The 17,678-nt window shown below is 73.5% G+C and carries 18 protein-coding genes; 10 read left to right on the forward strand and 8 right to left on the reverse strand.

Annotated elements, in window-relative coordinates:
* Positions 1–304: 304 nt before the first annotated feature.
* The 9 genes from ACWCPN_RS25465 to hypA all read left to right on the forward strand — a co-directional run bounded on the left by ACWCPN_RS25465 (position 305) and on the right by hypA (position 7,698).
* Positions 305–955, forward strand: coding sequence for a DedA family protein (locus ACWCPN_RS25465; RefSeq protein ID WP_451210544.1), 651 nt, complete (start codon positions 305–307; stop codon positions 953–955).
* Positions 956–1,180: 225 nt separating this feature from the next.
* Complete coding sequence (locus ACWCPN_RS25470; protein ID WP_451210330.1) at positions 1,181–2,809, forward strand: hypothetical protein; 1,629 nt, start codon at positions 1,181–1,183, stop codon at positions 2,807–2,809.
* A complete protein-coding gene (locus tag ACWCPN_RS25475) occupies positions 2,806–3,894 on the forward strand; it encodes an NADH-quinone oxidoreductase subunit B family protein (RefSeq protein WP_451210332.1) in 1,089 nt (362 codons plus the stop codon). Before ACWCPN_RS25470 ends, ACWCPN_RS25475 begins: the two co-directional genes overlap by 4 nt.
* A 64-nt stretch (positions 3,895–3,958) precedes the next feature.
* Entirely contained in the window at positions 3,959–5,752 is a 1,794-nt protein-coding gene (locus ACWCPN_RS25480) for a nickel-dependent hydrogenase large subunit (RefSeq protein ID WP_451210335.1), read from the forward strand.
* Complete coding sequence (locus ACWCPN_RS25485; RefSeq protein ID WP_199209323.1) at positions 5,745–6,308, forward strand: NifU family protein; 564 nt, start codon at positions 5,745–5,747, stop codon at positions 6,306–6,308. Before ACWCPN_RS25480 ends, ACWCPN_RS25485 begins: the two co-directional genes overlap by 8 nt.
* Positions 6,305–6,901: a DUF5947 family protein gene (locus tag ACWCPN_RS25490; protein WP_392294588.1), complete on the forward strand. Its 597-nt coding sequence runs from the start codon at positions 6,305–6,307 to the stop codon at positions 6,899–6,901. The genes ACWCPN_RS25485 and ACWCPN_RS25490 overlap by 4 nt, the downstream gene beginning before the upstream one ends.
* A gap of 21 nt (positions 6,902–6,922) precedes the next feature.
* The gene (locus ACWCPN_RS25495; protein ID WP_199209324.1) at positions 6,923–7,129 is read left to right on the forward strand and encodes a hypothetical protein; all 207 of its coding nucleotides are present in this window, start codon (positions 6,923–6,925) and stop codon (positions 7,127–7,129) included.
* Positions 7,130–7,179: 50 nt separating this feature from the next.
* On the forward strand, positions 7,180–7,332 hold the full coding sequence (locus ACWCPN_RS25500) for a hypothetical protein (protein ID WP_199213796.1): 153 nt from the start codon (positions 7,180–7,182) through the stop codon (positions 7,330–7,332).
* Between the two features lie 9 nt (positions 7,333–7,341).
* The gene (gene hypA, locus ACWCPN_RS25505; protein ID WP_365128307.1) at positions 7,342–7,698 is read left to right on the forward strand and encodes a hydrogenase maturation nickel metallochaperone HypA; all 357 of its coding nucleotides are present in this window, start codon (positions 7,342–7,344) and stop codon (positions 7,696–7,698) included.
* A gap of 30 nt (positions 7,699–7,728) precedes the next feature.
* Here hypA and hypE read toward each other — a convergent pair whose 3' ends face one another.
* The 8 genes from hypE to ACWCPN_RS25545 all read right to left on the reverse strand — a co-directional run bounded on the left by hypE (position 7,729) and on the right by ACWCPN_RS25545 (position 16,254).
* A complete protein-coding gene (hypE, locus tag ACWCPN_RS25510; RefSeq protein ID WP_451210547.1) occupies positions 7,729–8,718 on the reverse strand; it encodes a hydrogenase expression/formation protein HypE in 990 nt (329 codons plus the stop codon).
* 118 nt (positions 8,719–8,836) lie between these two features.
* A complete protein-coding gene (gene hypD / locus ACWCPN_RS25515) occupies positions 8,837–9,982 on the reverse strand; it encodes a hydrogenase formation protein HypD (protein WP_451210340.1) in 1,146 nt (381 codons plus the stop codon).
* The gene (locus ACWCPN_RS25520) at positions 9,979–10,269 is read right to left on the reverse strand and encodes a HypC/HybG/HupF family hydrogenase formation chaperone (RefSeq protein ID WP_451210343.1); all 291 of its coding nucleotides are present in this window, start codon (positions 10,267–10,269) and stop codon (positions 9,979–9,981) included. Before ACWCPN_RS25520 ends, hypD begins: the two co-directional genes overlap by 4 nt.
* A 3-nt stretch (positions 10,270–10,272) precedes the next feature.
* Entirely contained in the window at positions 10,273–12,621 is a 2,349-nt protein-coding gene (gene hypF, locus ACWCPN_RS25525) for a carbamoyltransferase HypF (RefSeq protein ID WP_451210346.1), read from the reverse strand.
* On the reverse strand, positions 12,618–13,343 hold the full coding sequence (gene hypB / locus ACWCPN_RS25530; RefSeq protein ID WP_451210349.1) for a hydrogenase nickel incorporation protein HypB: 726 nt from the start codon (positions 13,341–13,343) through the stop codon (positions 12,618–12,620). The genes hypF and hypB overlap by 4 nt, the downstream gene beginning before the upstream one ends.
* Positions 13,344–13,406: 63 nt before the next feature.
* Complete coding sequence (locus ACWCPN_RS25535; RefSeq protein ID WP_365128298.1) at positions 13,407–13,997, reverse strand: hydrogenase maturation protease; 591 nt, start codon at positions 13,995–13,997, stop codon at positions 13,407–13,409.
* Positions 13,994–15,712, reverse strand: a complete 1,719-nt coding sequence (locus ACWCPN_RS25540) for an enoyl-CoA hydratase-related protein (protein WP_451210353.1) — start codon at positions 15,710–15,712, stop codon at positions 13,994–13,996. Before ACWCPN_RS25540 ends, ACWCPN_RS25535 begins: the two co-directional genes overlap by 4 nt.
* Before the next feature lie 380 nt (positions 15,713–16,092).
* Entirely contained in the window at positions 16,093–16,254 is a 162-nt protein-coding gene (locus ACWCPN_RS25545) for a hypothetical protein (protein WP_451210356.1), read from the reverse strand.
* A gap of 274 nt (positions 16,255–16,528) precedes the next feature.
* Here ACWCPN_RS25545 and ACWCPN_RS25550 point away from each other — a divergent pair, with 274 nt between their 5' ends.
* Positions 16,529–17,641 carry an AI-2E family transporter gene (locus ACWCPN_RS25550; RefSeq protein WP_451210359.1) on the forward strand — a complete coding sequence of 371 codons (1,113 nt, stop codon included), beginning with the start codon at positions 16,529–16,531 and terminating at the stop codon, positions 17,639–17,641.
* Positions 17,642–17,678 lie beyond the last annotated feature (37 nt).

The raw sequence follows: 17,678 nt of genomic DNA on the forward strand, positions 1-17,678 counted from the left end.
CGGTGCAAGCCCGTCCCGTTGGTGTGGTCGGTAGCGCCCGGGTCCCTCACGGCGGGCGATCGCGCCGAGGGCGTGTCTTGTCCTGAAGGCGTCCAGGTCGGCGCCGCCGAGCGGCCGGGCGCCGACGACGAAGCCGTGGTCGGCCCGGGCAGATGGTCCCTGGTCAGCCGGGCCGCGGCGTCACACCGGCGGTGGGTCCCGGCTCTCCCCAGGAAACGACGGGAGGTTGCGGGTCGCCGGCAGCGGCGACAGGCGGGAGGCTGAGGGAGAGCGGCCGGCGAACGAAGGCAGGGAGGCGGGCGTGGTGATCGCCGTCGATCCGACGGACAGCGCCTCGCTGCTCGCTGCCTTCGGGGCGCTGGGCGTCCTGGCGGTGATCTTCGCCGAGTCGGGTCTGCTCGTCGTGGGATTCTTCCTTCCCGGTGACGCGCTGCTGTTCCCCGCCGGAGTGTTGTGCGCCCCGGGCGCCGGGCAGCCGCCGCGGCTGGAGCTGTGGCAGGTGATGCTGTGCGCGGCCGTCGGCTCCGTGGTGGGCGGCCAGGTGGGCTACCTGCTGGGGCGGCACGGCGGACGGCCCCTGCTGGAACGCTCGTCGAACCGGCGGGTCAAGGAGGTCACGGCACGGGCGGAGCGTCTCCTGGTCCGGTACGGGTACGGCAAGGCTCTGGTGATCGGCCGCTTCGTCCCGATGCTGCGCACCGTGCTGCATCCGGCGGCCGGCGCGCTGGGGGTGCCGGTGCGGGCGTTCACGTTCTGGCAGACGCTGGGCGGGCTGCTCTGGTCCCAGAGCCTGGTGCTCGCCGGGTATCTCCTCGGCTCCTCGGTCTCACACGTCGACGGCTATCTGCTGCCGCTGGTCGCCGTCATCGTCGCGCTCTCGCTGTTGCCGCTGCTGGCGGAGGCTCGCCGGACGCGTCGCCTCCGGCGGGACCAGGACCGTCAGCGAGACGGCTGAGCCCCGGCCGGGCCGGGGGTACGGCCGGCCCTGCGCCGGGTCAGCACCTGGTTCGGCGCATGTTTCGAAACATTCGCCTTCGGGAGGTCCGAAGCTTTCGGATCCGATCGGAATCGGGCCGTCGCCCGACCGGCCCAACGTGGCTCCGCCGGAGGGGCGAGGTCCGGTGAGGGGTGTTTCCGTGGTGGAAGAGATGGGCCGGTGCACCTGTGACGAGGAGGCGGTATGCCGGAGTCGGGCGGCGTTGGCGGCGTGGCGGGTGTCGCCCTGGTGGGCGGCGACACGCCTGACGGCGGTTCCGGCGACGCCTTCGCGCGAGTGAGCGGCGTCGCCGACGCCGTCCTGTACGAGGGCTACCTGCTGTACCCCTACCGCCGGTCCTCGGCCAAGAACCGTGTCCGGTGGCAGTTCGGGGTGCTGCTCCCCCGCGACTGGGTGGAGGCGGACGGCCCCGTCGTCCCGGGCGTCTCCGGCTCCGCCGACTCCTGGTACCAGCGCACCGAGTGCCTGGTGCGCGTGCGGCGCCCCGACGCGGTCGTACGGGTGCGCGTGCGGTACCTGCAGATGCAGCACAAGCAGGTGCGGGCCGCCGGTGCGGACGGCTGGGACCGCGCGGTCGAGTCGCTGCGGACGGACGACGGGCGGGACCATCTCACCTTCGACGAGGCGGTGCCGCACGAGATCGATCTCGCGTGGCCGCTGGCGGACCTGCTGCGCGGCGAGTGCGGTGCCGCGTCCGGGGCGCCGGCCGGTGAGGAGAGCGAGCCGCTGCCCGGCGGAGCCGGGCGGGTGGTGCGACGGCGCGAGGAGGTCCGGGCCCGCACCACGGTGCTGGCCGAGCGGCTCACCGAGGACGTGTACCGGCTGCGCGTGCGCACCGAGAACACCGGACGGGCGCCGGACGTCCGCGCCGTGCGCGGCGAGGCGATGCGGCACGCGCTGCTCGCCGCGCACACCCTGATCGGCGGCGCGGACCTGGAGTTCGTGTCGCTCGTCGACCCGCCGGCCTCTCTGGCGGAGCAGGCGCGCGGCTGTGCAAACGCGTTCACGTACCCGGTCCTGGGCGGCGAGCCCGAGGACACGGGCCCCACCGGGCCGGTCGTGCTGTCCTGCCCGATCATCCTCCCGGACCGGCCGCAGGTGGCGCCGGAGAGCCCGGGCGATCTGCACGACGCGGCGGAGATCGACGAGATCCTGACGCTGCGCACGATGCTGCTCACCGACGAGGAGAAGGCCGAGGCCCGCGCCACCGACCCGCGCGCCGCCCGGATCCTGGACCGCGTCGACAGCATGCCCCCCGAGATCTTCGCCCGGCTGCACGGCGCCATCCGCTCGCTCACGCCGGCGCGGCCCGCACCGCCCGCACCGCCCGGCGCCCCCGCCGCCCGGCCCACCTGGTGGCAGGAGGGCGCCGACGACGGGCTGTCCCCGGCCACCGACACGGTCGTGGTCGACGGTGTCGACGTGGGCGGCGGCAGCCCGGTGCGGCTGCGTCCGCGCGGCCGGGGCGCCGATGCCCAGGACATGTTCCTGGCCGGCCGGACCGCGCGGGTGGCGGCGGTCTTCCACGACGTGGACGGCAGCACGCACCTCGCGGTGACCGTGGACGACGATCCCGCGGCCGAACTCCACGGATGGTACGGCCGTTTCCACTACTTCCGGCCCGACGAGGTCGAACCACTCGCCTCCGCGGACCCGGTTGCCCCACCCGGCCGCGGTACCCGCGGCTCCGACGCCCGGCCGGCAGGCCGGAGGAGGGACGGCTCGATGGAGGGCGCGACGGACGCCTCCGAGACGCCGGCGCAGACCGCCGGCCGACTCCCCGACCGACTGCAGCAAAGGCCGACCACATGAGCAGCCAGAGCGGTACCACCCAAGCCAGCCGCGAGCCCGGCGGGGCCGGAGCGAGCCAGGGGATCGACGAGATCCACATCCTCTGGATCTCGGAGGGAATGAGCTGCGACGGCGACACCGTCTCCCTGACGGCCGCCGACCAGCCCTCGATCGAGGACGTCGTCCTCGGTCTGATCCCGGGCCTGCCCAAGGTCAACCTGGTCAACAAGGTGCTCTCGCCCAGCCTGGGCGGCGAGGACTTCCTGGCGCCCTACCGGGCGGCGGCCCGCGGCGAGCTGGCCCCGTTCATCCTGGTGATCGAGGGCTCCATCCCGAACCAGAACATCATCGACGGCGACGGCTACTGGACGTCCTTCGGCAACGACCCGGAGACCGGGGAACCGCAGACCCTGAACTGGTGGATCGACCAACTGGCGCCCAAGGCCTGGGCGGTGGTGGCCGCCGGCACCTGCGCGACCTACGGCGGCATCCACGCCATGGCCGGCAACCCGACCGGCTGCATGGGCCTCGCGGACTACCTGGGCTGGGAGTTCAAGTCCCAGGCCGGTCTGCCGGTGGTCAACGTGCCCGGCTGTCCCATCCAGCCGGAGAACTTCATGGAGACCCTGATCTGGGTGCTCCAGCACGCGGCCGGTTCCGCTCCCCCGCCCCCGCTGGACCACATGCTGCGTCCGCAGTGGCTGTTCGGCAAGACCGTGCACGAGGGCTGCGACCGGGGCTCGTACTACGAGCAGGCCGACTTCGGGCTCGACTACAACTCCCCCAAGTGCCTGGTCAAGACGGGCTGCTGGGGGCCGGTGGTCAACTGCAACGTGCCCAAGCGCGGCTGGATGGCGGGGATCGGCGGCTGCCCCAACGTCGGCGGTATCTGCATCGGGTGCACGATGCCCGGCTTCCCCGACGCCTTCATGCCGTTCATGGACGAGCCGCCCGGCGGCACCCTGTCGTCCATGGTCATCAAGCCCTACGGGGCGGTCATCCGCCGGCTGCGCGGCCTGACCAACGACATGGTGAACCACGAGCCCAGGTGGCGCCACAACAAGCGGAAGCTGACCAGCGGGTACGACCCGCGCTACCGCCCGTGACCGCTTCCGCGCCGCAACCCCCCACCTAACCGCCGATCCCGAACAGCGAGGGGCAGTACCGCAGATGACCACCACCGAGTCCCGGCAGACACAGCGCAAACCCGCCCAGATCGTGGACATGTCCTGGGATCCGATCACCCGGATCATCGGCAACCTGGGCATCTACACGAAGATCGACTTCGCGAACCAGGAAGTCGTGGAATGCCACAGCACCTCGTCGCTGTTCCGCGGCTACTCGGTGTTCATGAAGGGCAAGGACCCGCGTGACGCGGGCTTCATCACCTCGCGCATCTGCGGCATCTGCGGCGACAACCACACCACGTGCTCCAACTACGCCCAGCAGATGGCGTACGGAGTGAAGCCGCCGAAGCTGGCCGAGCACATCACCAACCTCGGCGAGGCCGCGGAGTACATGTTCGACCACACGATCTTCCAGGACAACCTGGTCTTCGTGGACTTCTGCGAGGCGATGGTCAAGGCCACCAACCCGGGAGTGCTGGCCCGCGCCCAGCGGACCGACGCGCCCCGCGGGGACATCCACGGCTACCGCACCATCGCCGACATCATGAAGGCCTTCAACCCCTTCGAGGGCGAGGTCTACAAGGAGGCGCTGAAGGTCAGCCGGGTCACCCGGGAGATGTTCTGCCTGATGGAGGGGCGCCATGTGCACCCCTCCACGCTGTACCCGGGCGGCGTCGGCACGATGCCGCAGCCGAACACCTTCACCGACTACCTCAGCCGGCTGATGCACGTCATCGACTTCGTGAAGAAGGCGGTGGCGATGAACGACGACGTCTTCGACTTCTTCTACGAGGCGCTGCCCGGCTACGAGGAGGTCGGCAGGCGCCGCATCATGCTCGGCTGCTGGGGCGCCTGGCAGAACCCGGACGTCGTCGACTACCGGTACGAGAACATGGACCGGTGGGGCAAGGCGATGTACGTCACCCCCGGCATCGTCGTGGACGGCAAGCTCGTCACCAACAACCTGGTCGACATCAACCTCGGCCTGCGCATCATGCTGGGCAGCTCCTTCTACGAGGACTGGGTCAACGAGCAGCCGTTCGTCACCCACGACCCGCTCGGCAACCCCGTGGACATGCGGCACCCGTGGAACCAGACCACCGTTCCCGTGCCGCAGAAGCGCGACTTCGACGGCAACTACAGCTGGGTGATGAGCCCGCGCTGGTACCACCGGGACAGCGGCGAGCACCTCGCCCTGGACACGGGCGGCGGTCCCCTGGCGCGCCTGTGGTCGACCGCGCTGAGCGGCCTGGTCGACACGCCCTACGTCAAGGCCACCGGCAGCAGCGTGCGGATCTCGCTGCCCAAGGGCGAGTCGCTGCCGGAGACCACGCTGGAGTGGCACATCCCGAAGTGGAGCAACACCATCGAGCGGGACCGCGCCCGGCCGTACTTCGTGGCCTACGCCGCCGCCATGGCCCTGCAGTTCCTGGAGGAGGCCATGGGCATGCTGCGCAGCGGCGACACCAAGGTCTTCGAGAACTTCGAGGTGCCGGACGACGCGATCGGCTGCGGCTTCCACGAGGCGGTGCGCGGTGTCCTCTCGCACCACCTGGTGATCCGCGACAAGAAGATCGCCAACTACCACCCCTACCCGCCCACGCCGTGGAACGCCAGCCCCCGCGACATCTACGGCACCCCCGGGCCCTACGAGGACGCCGTGCAGGGCCAGCCCATCTTCGAGGAGAACGGGCCGGACGACTTCAAGGGCGTCGACATCATGCGCACCGTGCGCAGCTTCGACCCCTGTCTGCCGTGCGGCGTCCACATGTACATGGGCAAGGGCAAGACCCTGAGCACCGTGCACTCCCCCACGTACGGCGCCAACCATGGCTGAGGCCGCCGTCCGGCTCCCGGACCCCGCGGTGGAGGCGCGGCTCGCCCGGCTCGACGAGGTGCTGGCGGGACTGGAGTCCGCGCCGGGCCCGGCCGCCCGGGAGGCGCTGGAGTCGGTGCTGCTGCTGACCGAGGTGTACGGCGAGGCGCTGGCCCGGATCGTCGACGTGGCGGACGAGCGGCTGAGCGAACGGCTGGCCGAGGACGAACTGCTGGGCCACCTGCTGGTGCTGCACTCCGTGCATCCCGAGCCGGTCGAGCGCCGGGCCGCCCGCGCGGTCGAGAAGCTGCGCCCCGCGGTGCGCGAGCGCGGCGGCGACGTCGAGTGGGCCGGCGTCGAGGGTCAGGTGGCCCGGGTGCGGGTGAGCGGCGGCGGATGCGGCTCCGGGTGCGGCGGCGGGTCCGCCGACGTCACCGAGGTGGTCCGGGCGGCGGTGCTGGCCGCCGCTCCGGAGCTGACGGCGGTGGAGCCGGTCGCCGAGGAGCGGCGGGCAGCCCCCGCCTTCGTACCGCTGGATTCCATCAGGCGCCGGGCCGCCGCACAGGAGGCCCGGTGACCGCCGAGGGAGCGCTGGCCCGGGTCATCCGCTCGGCCGCGAACCGGGCGGCGGCCGGGGAGCCCGAGGTGTGCGAGCTGTGCGCCGCCCCGGTGGCCGAGACGCACCCGCACCTGTACGACACGGCCGACGCGGACGTGCGGTGCGTGTGCGGACCCTGCTCGGTGCTGTTCGCCGGGGACGGGGCGGGCGAGGGCCGCTACCGGCTGGTGCCGCGGCGCCGTCTGCGGCTGCCGCCGGTCGACACGGCGGTGCTGGGCGTGCCCGTGGGCCTGGTGTTCTTCGTGCCCCGCTCCGACGGCACGGTCACCGCGCAGGGCCCCAGCCCGGCCGGGGCCATGCGGTGGGAGGTGGACGCGGCGGCCTGGCGGCGGCTGGCCGGCACCTGTGCGCCGCTCGCCTCGATGGAACCCGACGTGGAGGCGCTGCTGCTGAACACGGCACGCGGTTCCGAGCAACACTGGATCGTGCCGGTCGACGACTGCTTCCGGATGGTCGCCCTGGTCCGCCGCGAGTGGCGGGGCCTGTCCGGTGGCGGCCGGGTCTGGCCGGCCGTGGAACGGTTCTTCGCGGAGCTCACCGAGCGGCGCTGAGGACCTGGAAGGAGAGACACGATGGGCAGCATCCGAGTGGGCCGCGCCCAGGCGAAGCCCGACACACCCAGCCATGTGCCCGGTCTGCACCAGGGCAACAGCGGCCCGTGCGACCGACAGACCGGATTCCACGAGGACGGCACCTCCGACGCCCGCCGCTCCACCGGGATCCACTGGAAGCGGCATGACGCCCTGATCGACGCCATGCCGAACATCTCCCCGGGATGAGAGGGCGGAACGTGACGAAGCGCTGTGGAACGGCAAGGAAGACGAGGTCGGTGACGACCGGACGGCAGGTGCTGCTCGCGCAGGCCGCCCTGGTGGGCGGCGTGGTGACGGCCCTGTTCCTGAAGGAGCTGCCCGGTCTGCTGCGGGAGGTGCGGATCTACCGGATGACCGGCGGGCTCCGCGCGCACCGCCGGTACCCCTGAGTCCGCCGCATGCACGAGCTGTCGATCGCGACCGCGATCGTGGAGCAGGCGGAGGAGATCGCCCGGGCGGACGGCGCCGACGATGTGTCGGCGGTGACCGTCCGGGTCGGGGAGCTGGCGGGTGTGGTGCCGGACGCGCTGCGGTTCGCCTTCGAGGTGGCCCGCGACGGTACGGCACTGGCCGGGGCCCGGCTCGTCGTCGAGCAGGTGACGGCACTGGCCTGGTGCGGCGGGTGCGCCGAGGAGTTCGCGGTGGGCATGCCGCCGTTCTTCTGGTGTCCCCGCTGCGACCGTCCCTCGCAGGAGCTGCGCAGCGGACGGGAACTGGAGATCACGGAGGTCGAAGCGGTGCCGGCCCCGCGCTGAGCGCGGGGCCGTTCCCGTTCCTGGGCCGCTTCAGCAGATGCGGGGCAGTTGCTCGCCCAGCGGCAGGTCGAGCACCCGGGTGCCGCCGAGTGCGGTGGCCACGACGACCATGCCGGGGTGCTCCTCGACGCAACTGCCGATGACGGTCGCCCCGGTGCCGTGCGGATGGGCGCGCATCGCCTCCAGCACGGCGTCGGCCCGGTCCCGGGGCACGAAGGCGACGAGCCGTCCCTCGTTGGCGACGTAGAGCGGGTCGAGGCCGAGGAACCCGCAGGCGTTCGCGACCTCGTCGGGCACGGGGAGGGCGCGTTCCTGGAGCCGTACGCCGGTGCCGGAGGCGCGGGCGATCTCGTTGAGCGAGGCGCCGAGGCCGCCCCGGGTGGGGTCGCGCAGGACGTGGACGTCCTTGGTGACCTCCAGCATGGCGGCCACCAGACCGGCCAGCGGTGCGGTGTCGGAGGCGATCTCCACGCCGAACTCCAGGCCCTCCCGCACGCTCATGATCGCCACGCCGTGCAGCCCGATCGGCCCGCTGACGATCACGGCGTCGCCGGGCCGGGCGCGCTGCGGGCGGATGTCGACCCCGTCGGGTACCAGCCCGACGCCGGCGGTGGTGACGTAGACGCCGTCACCGTGTCCGGACTCCACCACCTTGGTGTCGCCGGTGGCGACGGTGACCCCGGCCGCCTCGGCCGCCGAGCCGATGGCACGGGCGATCCGCCCGACGACGGCCAGTTCCACGCCCTCCTCCAGGACGAAGGCCGTGGAGAGGTAGGCCGGCCGGGCGCCGCTCATCGCCAGGTCGTTGACGGTGCCGTTGACGGCGAGGTCGCCCAGGCAGCCGCCGGGGAAGAACAGCGGCCGTACGACGTAGGAGTCGGTGGAGAAGGCCAGCCGGGCGCCGCCCAGGTCGAACACGGCGGAGTCGGCCATCGTGGCGAGCGTGGGGTTGCCGTAGGCGGGGGCGAAGACCTGGTCGATCAGCTCGGCTGACAGCGCGCCGCCGCCGCCGTGGCCCATGACCACGACCGGCTGGTCGCGCAGGGGGGCGGGACAGGTCCAGTTCGCGGGGTCGACGGGCGCTTCGGCGGCGTCGGCGGGCGCCTGCGTGGCGCCGGGGGCCGCTTCGGTGGCGAGGTCAGCCAACGGGGTTCATCTCCTCCTGCGGAATGCGGGATCCCCGGGGTGCCGGGCCGCCGCTCATCCGGCGGTACAGGTAGTAGGCCGCGCAGGCGCCCTCGCTGGAGACCATGGTGGCGCCGAGCGGGGTGCGCGGGGTGCAGGCCTCGCCGAACGCCTCGCACTCGGTCGGCTTGATCAGGCCCTGCAGGACCTCGCCGGCGCGGCACACCGCGGGTTCCTCGGTGCGGATGTCCGTGACGTCGAAGAGGTGCTCGGCGTCGTGGTCGCGGAAGGCCTCGCTGAGCCGCCAGCCGCTGGCCGGGATGAGGCCGATGCCGCGCCAGTTGCGGTCGGCGACCTCGAACACCTCCTCGATCATCCGCTGCGCCGCCGGGTTGCCCTGGTCGCGCACGGCGCGGGCGTAGGCGTTGTCGACGCGGTGCTCGCCGCGTTCGAGCTGATGAACGGCTTGGCGGATGCCCTCGAGGATGTCGAGCGGTTCGAACCCGGTGACGACGATGGGCACCCGGTGCTTCTCGGCCAGTTCCGGGTACTCGGCGGTGCCCATCACGCTGCACACGTGCCCGGCGGCGAGGAAGCCCTGCACCCGGCAGGCGGGGGCGGTCATGATGGCCTCGATCGCCGGGGGGACCCGGACGTGGGAGACCAGCAGGCTGAAGTTGGTCAGGCCCAGCCGGCGGGCCTGGTGGACGGCCATGGCGTTGGCGGGGGCGGTGGTCTCGAAGCCGATCGCGAAGAACACGACCTGCCGGCCGGGGTTCTTGCGGGCGAGTTCCAGGGCGTCGAGCGGCGAGTACACCACCCGTACGTCACCGCCCTCGCTCTTGACCCGGAACAGGTCGCGGTCGGTGCCGGGCACCCGCAGCATGTCGCCGAAGGAGCAGAAGATGACGCCGGGGCGGGCGGCGATCGCCAGCGCCTTGTCGATGACGTCGAGCGGCGTGACGCAGACGGGGCAGCCCGGCCCGTGGATCAACTCCACCTGTTCCGGCAGGAGCTGGTCGATGCCGTGCCGGATGATGGAGTGCGTCTGGCCGCCGCAGACCTCCATCAGGGCCCACGGGCGGGTGGCCGTGGCGCGGATCTCGTCCAGCAACCGGCGTGCCAGGCCGGGGTCGTTGAACTCGTCGATGTACTTCACTGGACCTCACTCCCGCTCCCCTGCCGGGCCGCCTGCTCCCAGGCGTCGCCGAACTCCTCGTCCAGCAGGCCCAGTTGCTCGAAGAGCTCCAGGGAGGCCCGGGCCGACTCCTCGTCCAGGCGCTGCAGCGCGAAGCCGACGTGCACGATGACGTACTCCCCCACCCGCACGTCGGGCAGGTACTCCAGGCACGCCTGTTTCTGCACTCCGCCGAAGTCGACCAGCCCGGTGAGCGGGTCGGCGCGATGGTCGATGGACACGACCTTGCCGGGCACTGCCAGACACATGGGTCACTCCGTCTCGTGGTGGTTTGCCGTTCCCGCGACCATGAGCTGGCCGAGCGCCAGCCCGCCGTCGTTGGGCGGCACTTCGTGGTGCCGCAGGATGGTGAAGCCGTCCGCGTCCAGCAGGGCGGCGCACTCCTCCTCCAGCAGTCCGTTGGCGAAGACACCGCCGGTGAGGGCCACGGTGGTCGGGCCGGCCGACCGGCGGGCCCGCCGGCATACCTCCGCGACGGCCCGCGCGACCCCGCGGTGGAAGCGGGCCGCGAGCACCGGTGCGGGGGTGCCGCGCCGCCGGTCGGCGAGGAGCGCCTCCAGCAGGGGCGCGGCCTCCATCCGGTGGCCGGCGCCGAATCGGAACGGGTAGGCCCCGGTGTCCGCGCCCCAGGCCTCGGTCGCCGCGGCCTCCAGCTCCAGCGCGGCCTGCGCCTCGTACGTGGTGCGGTGGCAGACGCCGGTCAGCGAGGACACGGCGTCGAAGAGGCGGCCCATGCTGGAGGTGGGCACGCAGGCGACGTCCCGTTCCAGCTGCTGCCGCAGTACAAAGAGTTCGGCGTCGGTGCAGGCGAGCAGGCTCGGCAGGTCCGGCTCCCACGGCAGCCCGGCGGCCCACAGCCGGGCCAGTGCCAGCCGGCACGGGTTGGCCACGCCCGCGTCGCCGCCGGGCAGGGGGGCCGTGGCCAGGTGGGCGAAGCGGCGGAAGCCGGAGTAGTCGGCCAGCAGCACCTCGCCGCCCCACACGGTGCCGTCGTCGCCGTACCCGGTGCCGTCGAAGGCGACGCCGATCACCGGTGTGGTGCCGTCGAGACCGTGCTCGGCCATCGCGGCGGCGACGTGGGCGTGGTGGTGCTGGACCAGCACGGGGGGTGGCAGGCCGCGGTCGTCGGACAGGCGCCGGGCCCAGCCGGCCGAGTGGTAGCGGGGGTGCCGGTCGGCGGCGATCAGCCCGGGGATGACACCGGTGAGGCCGGTGACATGGCCTTCGGCCCGCGCGGCGGCGTCGAGGGCGGCGAGGTCGCCCATGTCTCCGATGTGCGGCCCGAACCAGGCCTGGTCGCCGTCGCCCAGGCACAGGGCGTTCTTCAGGTCTCCGCCGACGGCGAGCACGGGGCGGACCGGGACCGGCAGGCGCAGCGGTCGGGGGACGTAGCCGCGGGAGCGGCGCAGCACCTGTTCGGTGCCGTCGGGGCGGACCCGCAGCAGGGAGTCGTCGCACGGGGAGGCGATGGGCCGGTCGTGGGCGAGCCAGGCGTCGGCGAGGCCGGCGAGGCGGTCCAGCGCCTCGGTGTCGTCGGTGACGATGGGTTCACCGGAGCGGTTTCCGCTGGTCATGACAAGGACGCGCGGTCCGGGGGGATCTCCGGGCAGTCCGAGGAGCAGGGTGTGCAGGGGGGTGTAGGGCAGCATGACGCCGATGTACGGGCTGCCCGGGCAGACCTGGTCGGCGAGCCGGGGTCCGGCCGGGGCCCGGTGGCGGCGCAGCAGGACGACGGGGCGGCGGGCGCTGGTGAGGGCGGCACGTTCGGCGGGGGTGAGGACGGCGATGTCCTGCGCGGTGCCCACGTCGGCGCACATCACGGCGAAGGCCTTGCCGCCGCGCTCCTTGCGGTCCCGCAGGGTGGCGACCGCCCGGGCGTCGGTGGCGTCGCAGGCCAGGTGGTAGCCGCCGACGCCCTTGACGGCGACGATGCGGCCGGAGGCCAGCAGCGCCCGGGCCGAGGCCAGGGCGCCGGCGTCCCGGGCCGGGCGGACGCCGGTGCCGGCGGCCGGGGTCAGGGTGAGCCGCGGGCCGCAGTCGGGGCAGGCGACGGGCTGGGCGTGGAAGCGCCGGTCGGCGGGGTCGCCGTACTCACGGGCGCAGGGGGGACACAGCGGGAAGCCGGCCATGGTCGTGGCCGCGCGGTCGTAGGGCATCGCGGTGGCGATGGTGAAGCGGGGGCCGCAGTGGGTGCAGGTGATGAACGGGTGGCGGTGCCTGCGGTCGGCGGGATCGGCCAGTTCGCGCAGGCAGTCCGGGCAGGTCGCGGTGTCGGGCGGGAGCTGGGTGCGGCCCGTGGAATCGCCGGTGCGGTGGATGGTGAAGGGGCCGGCGGCACCGGTGGCGGGGATGTCCTCACGGCCGACGCCGGTCACGACGGCCAGCGGGGGCGGATCCTTCACGAGCCGGTCGTGGAAGAGGGCCACGTCCTGCGCCGGGCCCTCGACCTCGATGAGCACGCCGCTCGCGGTGTTGCCGACGAACCCGGCCAGCGCCAGCTCGGCGGCCAGGCGGTGCACGTACGGCCGGAAGCCGACGCCCTGCACCGTGCCGTACACGGTGATCCGGCGGCGCACCCGGCCGGTGAAGGGCGCGGTCACGAGGCGGGGGCGGAGGCGGGGTGGTGGTGCCCGTGGGGGTGCGGGGCGAGCGGCGGCCGGTGCGGCGGGGCAGCGTCGCGGGCGGCGAGGGCGTGGTCCAGGAGGGTGTCGGACCCGTCGCCGGTGCGGGCGCAGGACCGTACGATCTCCACGCCCGGGTTGACGCGCTGGACATTGGCGCGGAAGGCGGCCTCGTCGAAGCCGGCCGCCTCGGCCAGGTCGGTCTTGGTGATGACGACCAGGTGGGCGGAGCCGAACGCGGTCGGGTACTTCAGCGGTTTGTCCTCGCCCTCGGTGACCGCCATCAGCGCGATCCGCAGGGTCTCGCCGAGGTCGTAGGAGGCCGGGCAGACGAGGTTGCCGACGTTCTCCACGAAGAGCACCGCGGTGTCCTCCGGCAGCCAGCCCTCGAGGTGACCGCGTACCTGCCGGGCCTCCAGATGGCACAGCCCGTCGGTGAGCAACTGCCGGACCGGCGCGCCCGAGCGCGCCAGCCGGACGGCGTCGTTCTCGGTGGCGAGGTCGGCGGTGAGCGCGGCGACGGGCACGCCCCGCTCCACCGCCCGCGCCAGGACCCGGCCGAGGAGTTCGGTCTTCCCGCTGCCGGGGCTGGACAGCAGGTTGACCACCGTCACGCCCTTCAGGGCCAGGTCCTCGCGCAGGCTCGCGGCCAGGTCGTCGTTCTTCGCCAGGACGGCCTGCTTGACGTCGGACCGGCACATGGGCGCAGCTCCTCGCGGTCGTGGGACGGAAGGCCCCGGCCACGCCCTGTGCGGCCCGGGGTCTCACCGATCTTCGGCCGCGTCGGCCGTGAGGCGGTGCAGCGCAGCCGTGTGCGGGGGCCCGGATTCCATCGGGCGGCCCAACGGGGGCGCGGGGGCGGCGGGGTCGGCCAGCAGGACGGGAACGAGCGCGTGCAGTGCGTCGACGGCCCGGTCGACGGCCTCCCGCACCGGTTCGCTCAGCCCCGGCAGGATGTCCTCGTCGCCGGCCGGCAGGACGGCGGGCTCGCAGGCGAGCACGAGGACGCGGGGCAGCGGCTCCTCGCCCAGGTGGGTGGCGAGGGCCAGCACCTTCTCCGGGTCGAGGCCGTGCGCCTCGGGCGCGACGCTCCCGTCGGGCGGTTCGGCCTCGACCAGGGTGAGCGTGCCGGGGCGGTGCCCGCGCGGGGCCGCGTCGATCAGGACCGCGGTGGCGCAGCCGCCGAGCAGGGCGTAGGCGAGGTCCATGCCGCGGATGCCGAAGTCCCGCACCGCGGCGCCGGGTGGCAGCGGGCGCCGCTCCAGGGCGCTGATCACCTCGGGGCCGAAGGCATCGTCGCCGAGGAAGATGTTGCCGACGCCCGCCACGAGCAGCCGGCCGGGCGGGGCGCTCATCCGAGGTCTCCGGTGACCGCTGCCAGTGGCCGGACGGAGCCGGCCGGCTTCTTGCGCACGAAGGCGGAGCGCAGGGCGTGGTACGGGGCTCCGGGGTCGAAGAAGACGGCGTGCATACGGTCGAGTTCGTCGCGCCGGTACTCCGCGAGCGGCCGCCGCGCCTCGTCCAGGCGGCGGGCCGTGTCCTTGTCGGCGATCCGCCGGGCGAGGTCCGGGGCGGCGGCGAGGTCCACGGCCAGCCGCTCGACCTGGGCGCCGAACTCGCCGGGCGCGGCGGGCACCATCCGGTCCACCAGTCCGATCCGGCCGGCCGAGGCGGCGCTGAGCGGCAGCGCCTCGCAGGTCAGCCGGTGGGCCAGGCCGTCTCCCACCCGGCGCGGCAGGGTGTAGGTCCAGAACTCGGAGCCGTACAGGCCCATGCGCCGGTAGTGCGGGTTGAGGACGGTGCCGGTGCGGCACCACACCTCGTCGGCGGCGAGGGCGAGCATGGCGCCGCCGGCGGCCGCGTTGCCGGGGAGGGCCGTCACCACCAGCCGGTCGGTGGTGCGCAGCACCGCCTCCACCAGGTCGTCCATGGCGTTGAGGTTGATCCAGGACTCCTCGGCCGGGTCGGCGGCCGCCTCGATGACGTTCAGATGGATGCCGTTGGAGAAGAAGTCCCGGTCCGATCCGAGCACGAGTACGGGGGTGGGGCGGGCGAGGGCGTACCGGTAGGCGGTGAGCAGCCTGCGGCACTGCTCGGTGCTCATCGCCCCGCCGGGGAAGGAGAAGGTCAGGAAGCCCGCGTCGCCGCGCCGCCGGTAGCGGATGTCGCTCCAGGTGCGCCGGTCCGGGGGCGGTTCCAGGGGGAAGGTGTCCTCGGGCAGGCGGGGGGCGTCCGGGAAGGAGGCGAGCACGGAGGCGGCCGGGCGGCGAAAGGGCGCGGGGTCGCCGGAGTTCCTGCGCGGGCGCAGTTCCGGGATCCAGACGGCGCCGTCGCGGGTGGCGCGGCAGACCGCCCCGTGCCGGGTGGCGAGCAGTTCGCCGGGGCGGCCGCGGAGCAGGTCCTCGGGGTGCCCGCCGTGCAGGAACACCTCCCGGCCGAGGAGTTCGTCGAGGACGCCCGGCTGGGAGTCGGCGCCGCGCAGCTTGCGCAGCACGGCTTCGGTGCCGTCGTTCTCCCAGTCGATCCGGCGCCGCTCCTGCCGGAGGAAGCCGCGCCACACGATGTGCGGCGCGGTGGCCGGGTCATCGGTCTGCGAGCGGGGTTTGTACGAGCCGTCGGCGTACCGGCGCACGGCGAGCAGGACGGCGGCCACGGCGGCGTCGGAGGCCTCGTTGCGGTACAGGTCGCTCTTGCCGACGGGCGGTACCGGGAAGGGTTCCGACGCCCAGATGTCGCCCGCGTCCATGGCCGCCTCGGCCTGCAGGACGGTCACGCCCCAGGTCGGGGCCTGTTCGGTGATCGCCCAGTCCAGTGCGGACGGGCCCCGGTCACCTGGGGGCCCCGGGTGCACGATCAGGCAGGTGTGGTCGCGCCAGACGTCCTCGGGCAGGGCCGACTTCAGCATCGGCGCGACGACCAGGTCGGGGCGCAGCTCGCGGACGGCGGCCCGGACCGGTTCGGTGCCCTGCGTGGCCAGCACGACGTCCACCCGGTGGCCCAGGTCCGACAGCTCGGCGTACACCCGTTGGGAGAGGCTGTTGAACGCGCTTGCGACGAGCAGAATGTCCATGACGGGGCATGTTCGTCCCTTCACGGGGTGCCGTGAAGAACCGGTGCGGCGTTTCGTCAGGCTCGGTCGGATACCTTCCGCCAACCGGCTCGCATCGCGCGTTTCCGAACGTTCGGCGTCGTTCGTTGTCGCCGGGGGCGGGGCCGTCGGGCGGTGAGCGCCGGTCCGGTGGCGGGTGAGCGCTGCCGGCTGTCCGTGACCCGCCGGGAATCACGGAGGCCGCGGCCGTCCTGGATGCGCTCGACGCGGCCCTCGCCCCGGAGCTGACCGAACGGATGGCCGGAGCGCTTCCCGCGGATGTCCGGAAGTTGCTCCCGGTGGAGCGCGCAGCGGGAGAGGGCGGGGAGTAGCGGCGGGGGCGCGGCCGGAGCGGCCGTCCGTCACCGGTGGTGCGGCACCCGCACCCAGGGGCGCCGGAGGAAGGACCGCCGCCGGGCGTGGCGCGCCCCGGCCGGCCGGGTGACCCAGCGGTCCTCGACCTGGTCGAGGCCGAAGAGCAGCACGCCGAGCGCGGGAAGCAGCAGAAGTGCGACAAGGACCACTGGAGGAACTCCTCCCTGCGAGTACGGCGGCCGAGTGCCCGTGCCGCCGCCCTCCCAACATCCACGGCATGTGAAGGTCCTGTGACGCCCCGGCGCGCCGGTGGAAACGGTCCGCGGCGCGCGGCCCGGGCGCGTTGGTCCGGTACGGTGCCCGGCTGCCCGTAACGTTCTCGACGGTGACCGAAAGTCACATGATCGTCACTTCGAGCGCACGGGAGGCCGGGTGGGCGGTCCGGGACGGCGGACGGGCCGGGGACGCCGGACACGTGGGACGGTGCCGGGCAGCCGGCCCGCGCGGACCGTACGTCTCCCGGCGGGCGCCCGCCCCGGCCACGACGCCGCGGTGACGGCGCGGGTCGTGCCGTGGCTGCGGATCACGGCCGCCTACGCCTGGCGGCTCATCCTGGTCGGCGCCGTGGTGTACGGCGTCTTCACCGTGCTCGGCCGCTTCCAGCTCATCGCCGTGGCGCTGTTCCTCGCCCTCATCGTCACCACGGTCCTGCGCCCGCTCGCCGATCTGCTCGACCGCTTCCTGCCCCGGCCGCTGAGCGTGGCCGTCGCCCTGGTCGGCAGCCTGTTGCTGCTGCTCTCCCTGCTCGCCCTCGTCGGCAACGCGGTGGCGAGCGAGTCGGCGACGCTGGCGGGCGAGTTCCGCGGCGGGGTGCACCGGATCGAACTGTGGCTGCAGCGTCCGCCGCTGCGGCTCAGCGCCGGCCGGCTCTCCGCCCTGGAGAACCAGGTGACGAACTACATCGACGCCCACCGGTCCAGGCTGCTCAGCAGCGCGGTGACCCAGCTCGGCAAGGTCGTGGAACTGGTCACCGGCGGCGCGCTGGCGCTCTTCGCCTCGGTCTTCTTCATCCACTCCGGTGAGCGCCTGTGGGCCTGGGCGCGCGACCAGCTGCTGCCGAGCGGGGCGCGCGGCGCCTGGGACCGGGCGGGGAGCACGGCCTGGCGGACGTTCGCCGGGTACACCCGGGGGATCATCATCGTCGCCGCCACCAACGCCGTGCTCGTCGGCATCGCCCTGCTCGTGCTGCGGGTACCGCTGGCGCTGCCCCTGACGCTGCTGGAGTTCTTCGCCGCGTTCGTGCCCCTGGTCGGTTCGCCGGTGGCGCTCGGGGTGGCCACCGTGGTGGCCCTTGCCGGGCGCGGGCCGCTGACGGCCGTGGCCGTCCTGGCGCTCATCGTCGTCATCGGCCAGTTCGAGGGGCACGTGCTGCACCCGCTGGTGCTGAGCTGGGCGGTCCGGCTGCACCCGCTCGTCGTCGCCGTGTCCGTCATCGCGGGCAGCATCGTGGGGGGAGTGATCGGGGCGGTCGTGGCCGTCCCGTTCGTCTCCGTGGTCTGGGCGGTGCTGCGCGCGCTCCGCCCGGCTCCGACCTGAGCCCGGCGGATCCTGCATGGACACCCGCTCCTGGTGG

Source organism: Streptomyces sp. NPDC002386, assembly GCF_053593175.1.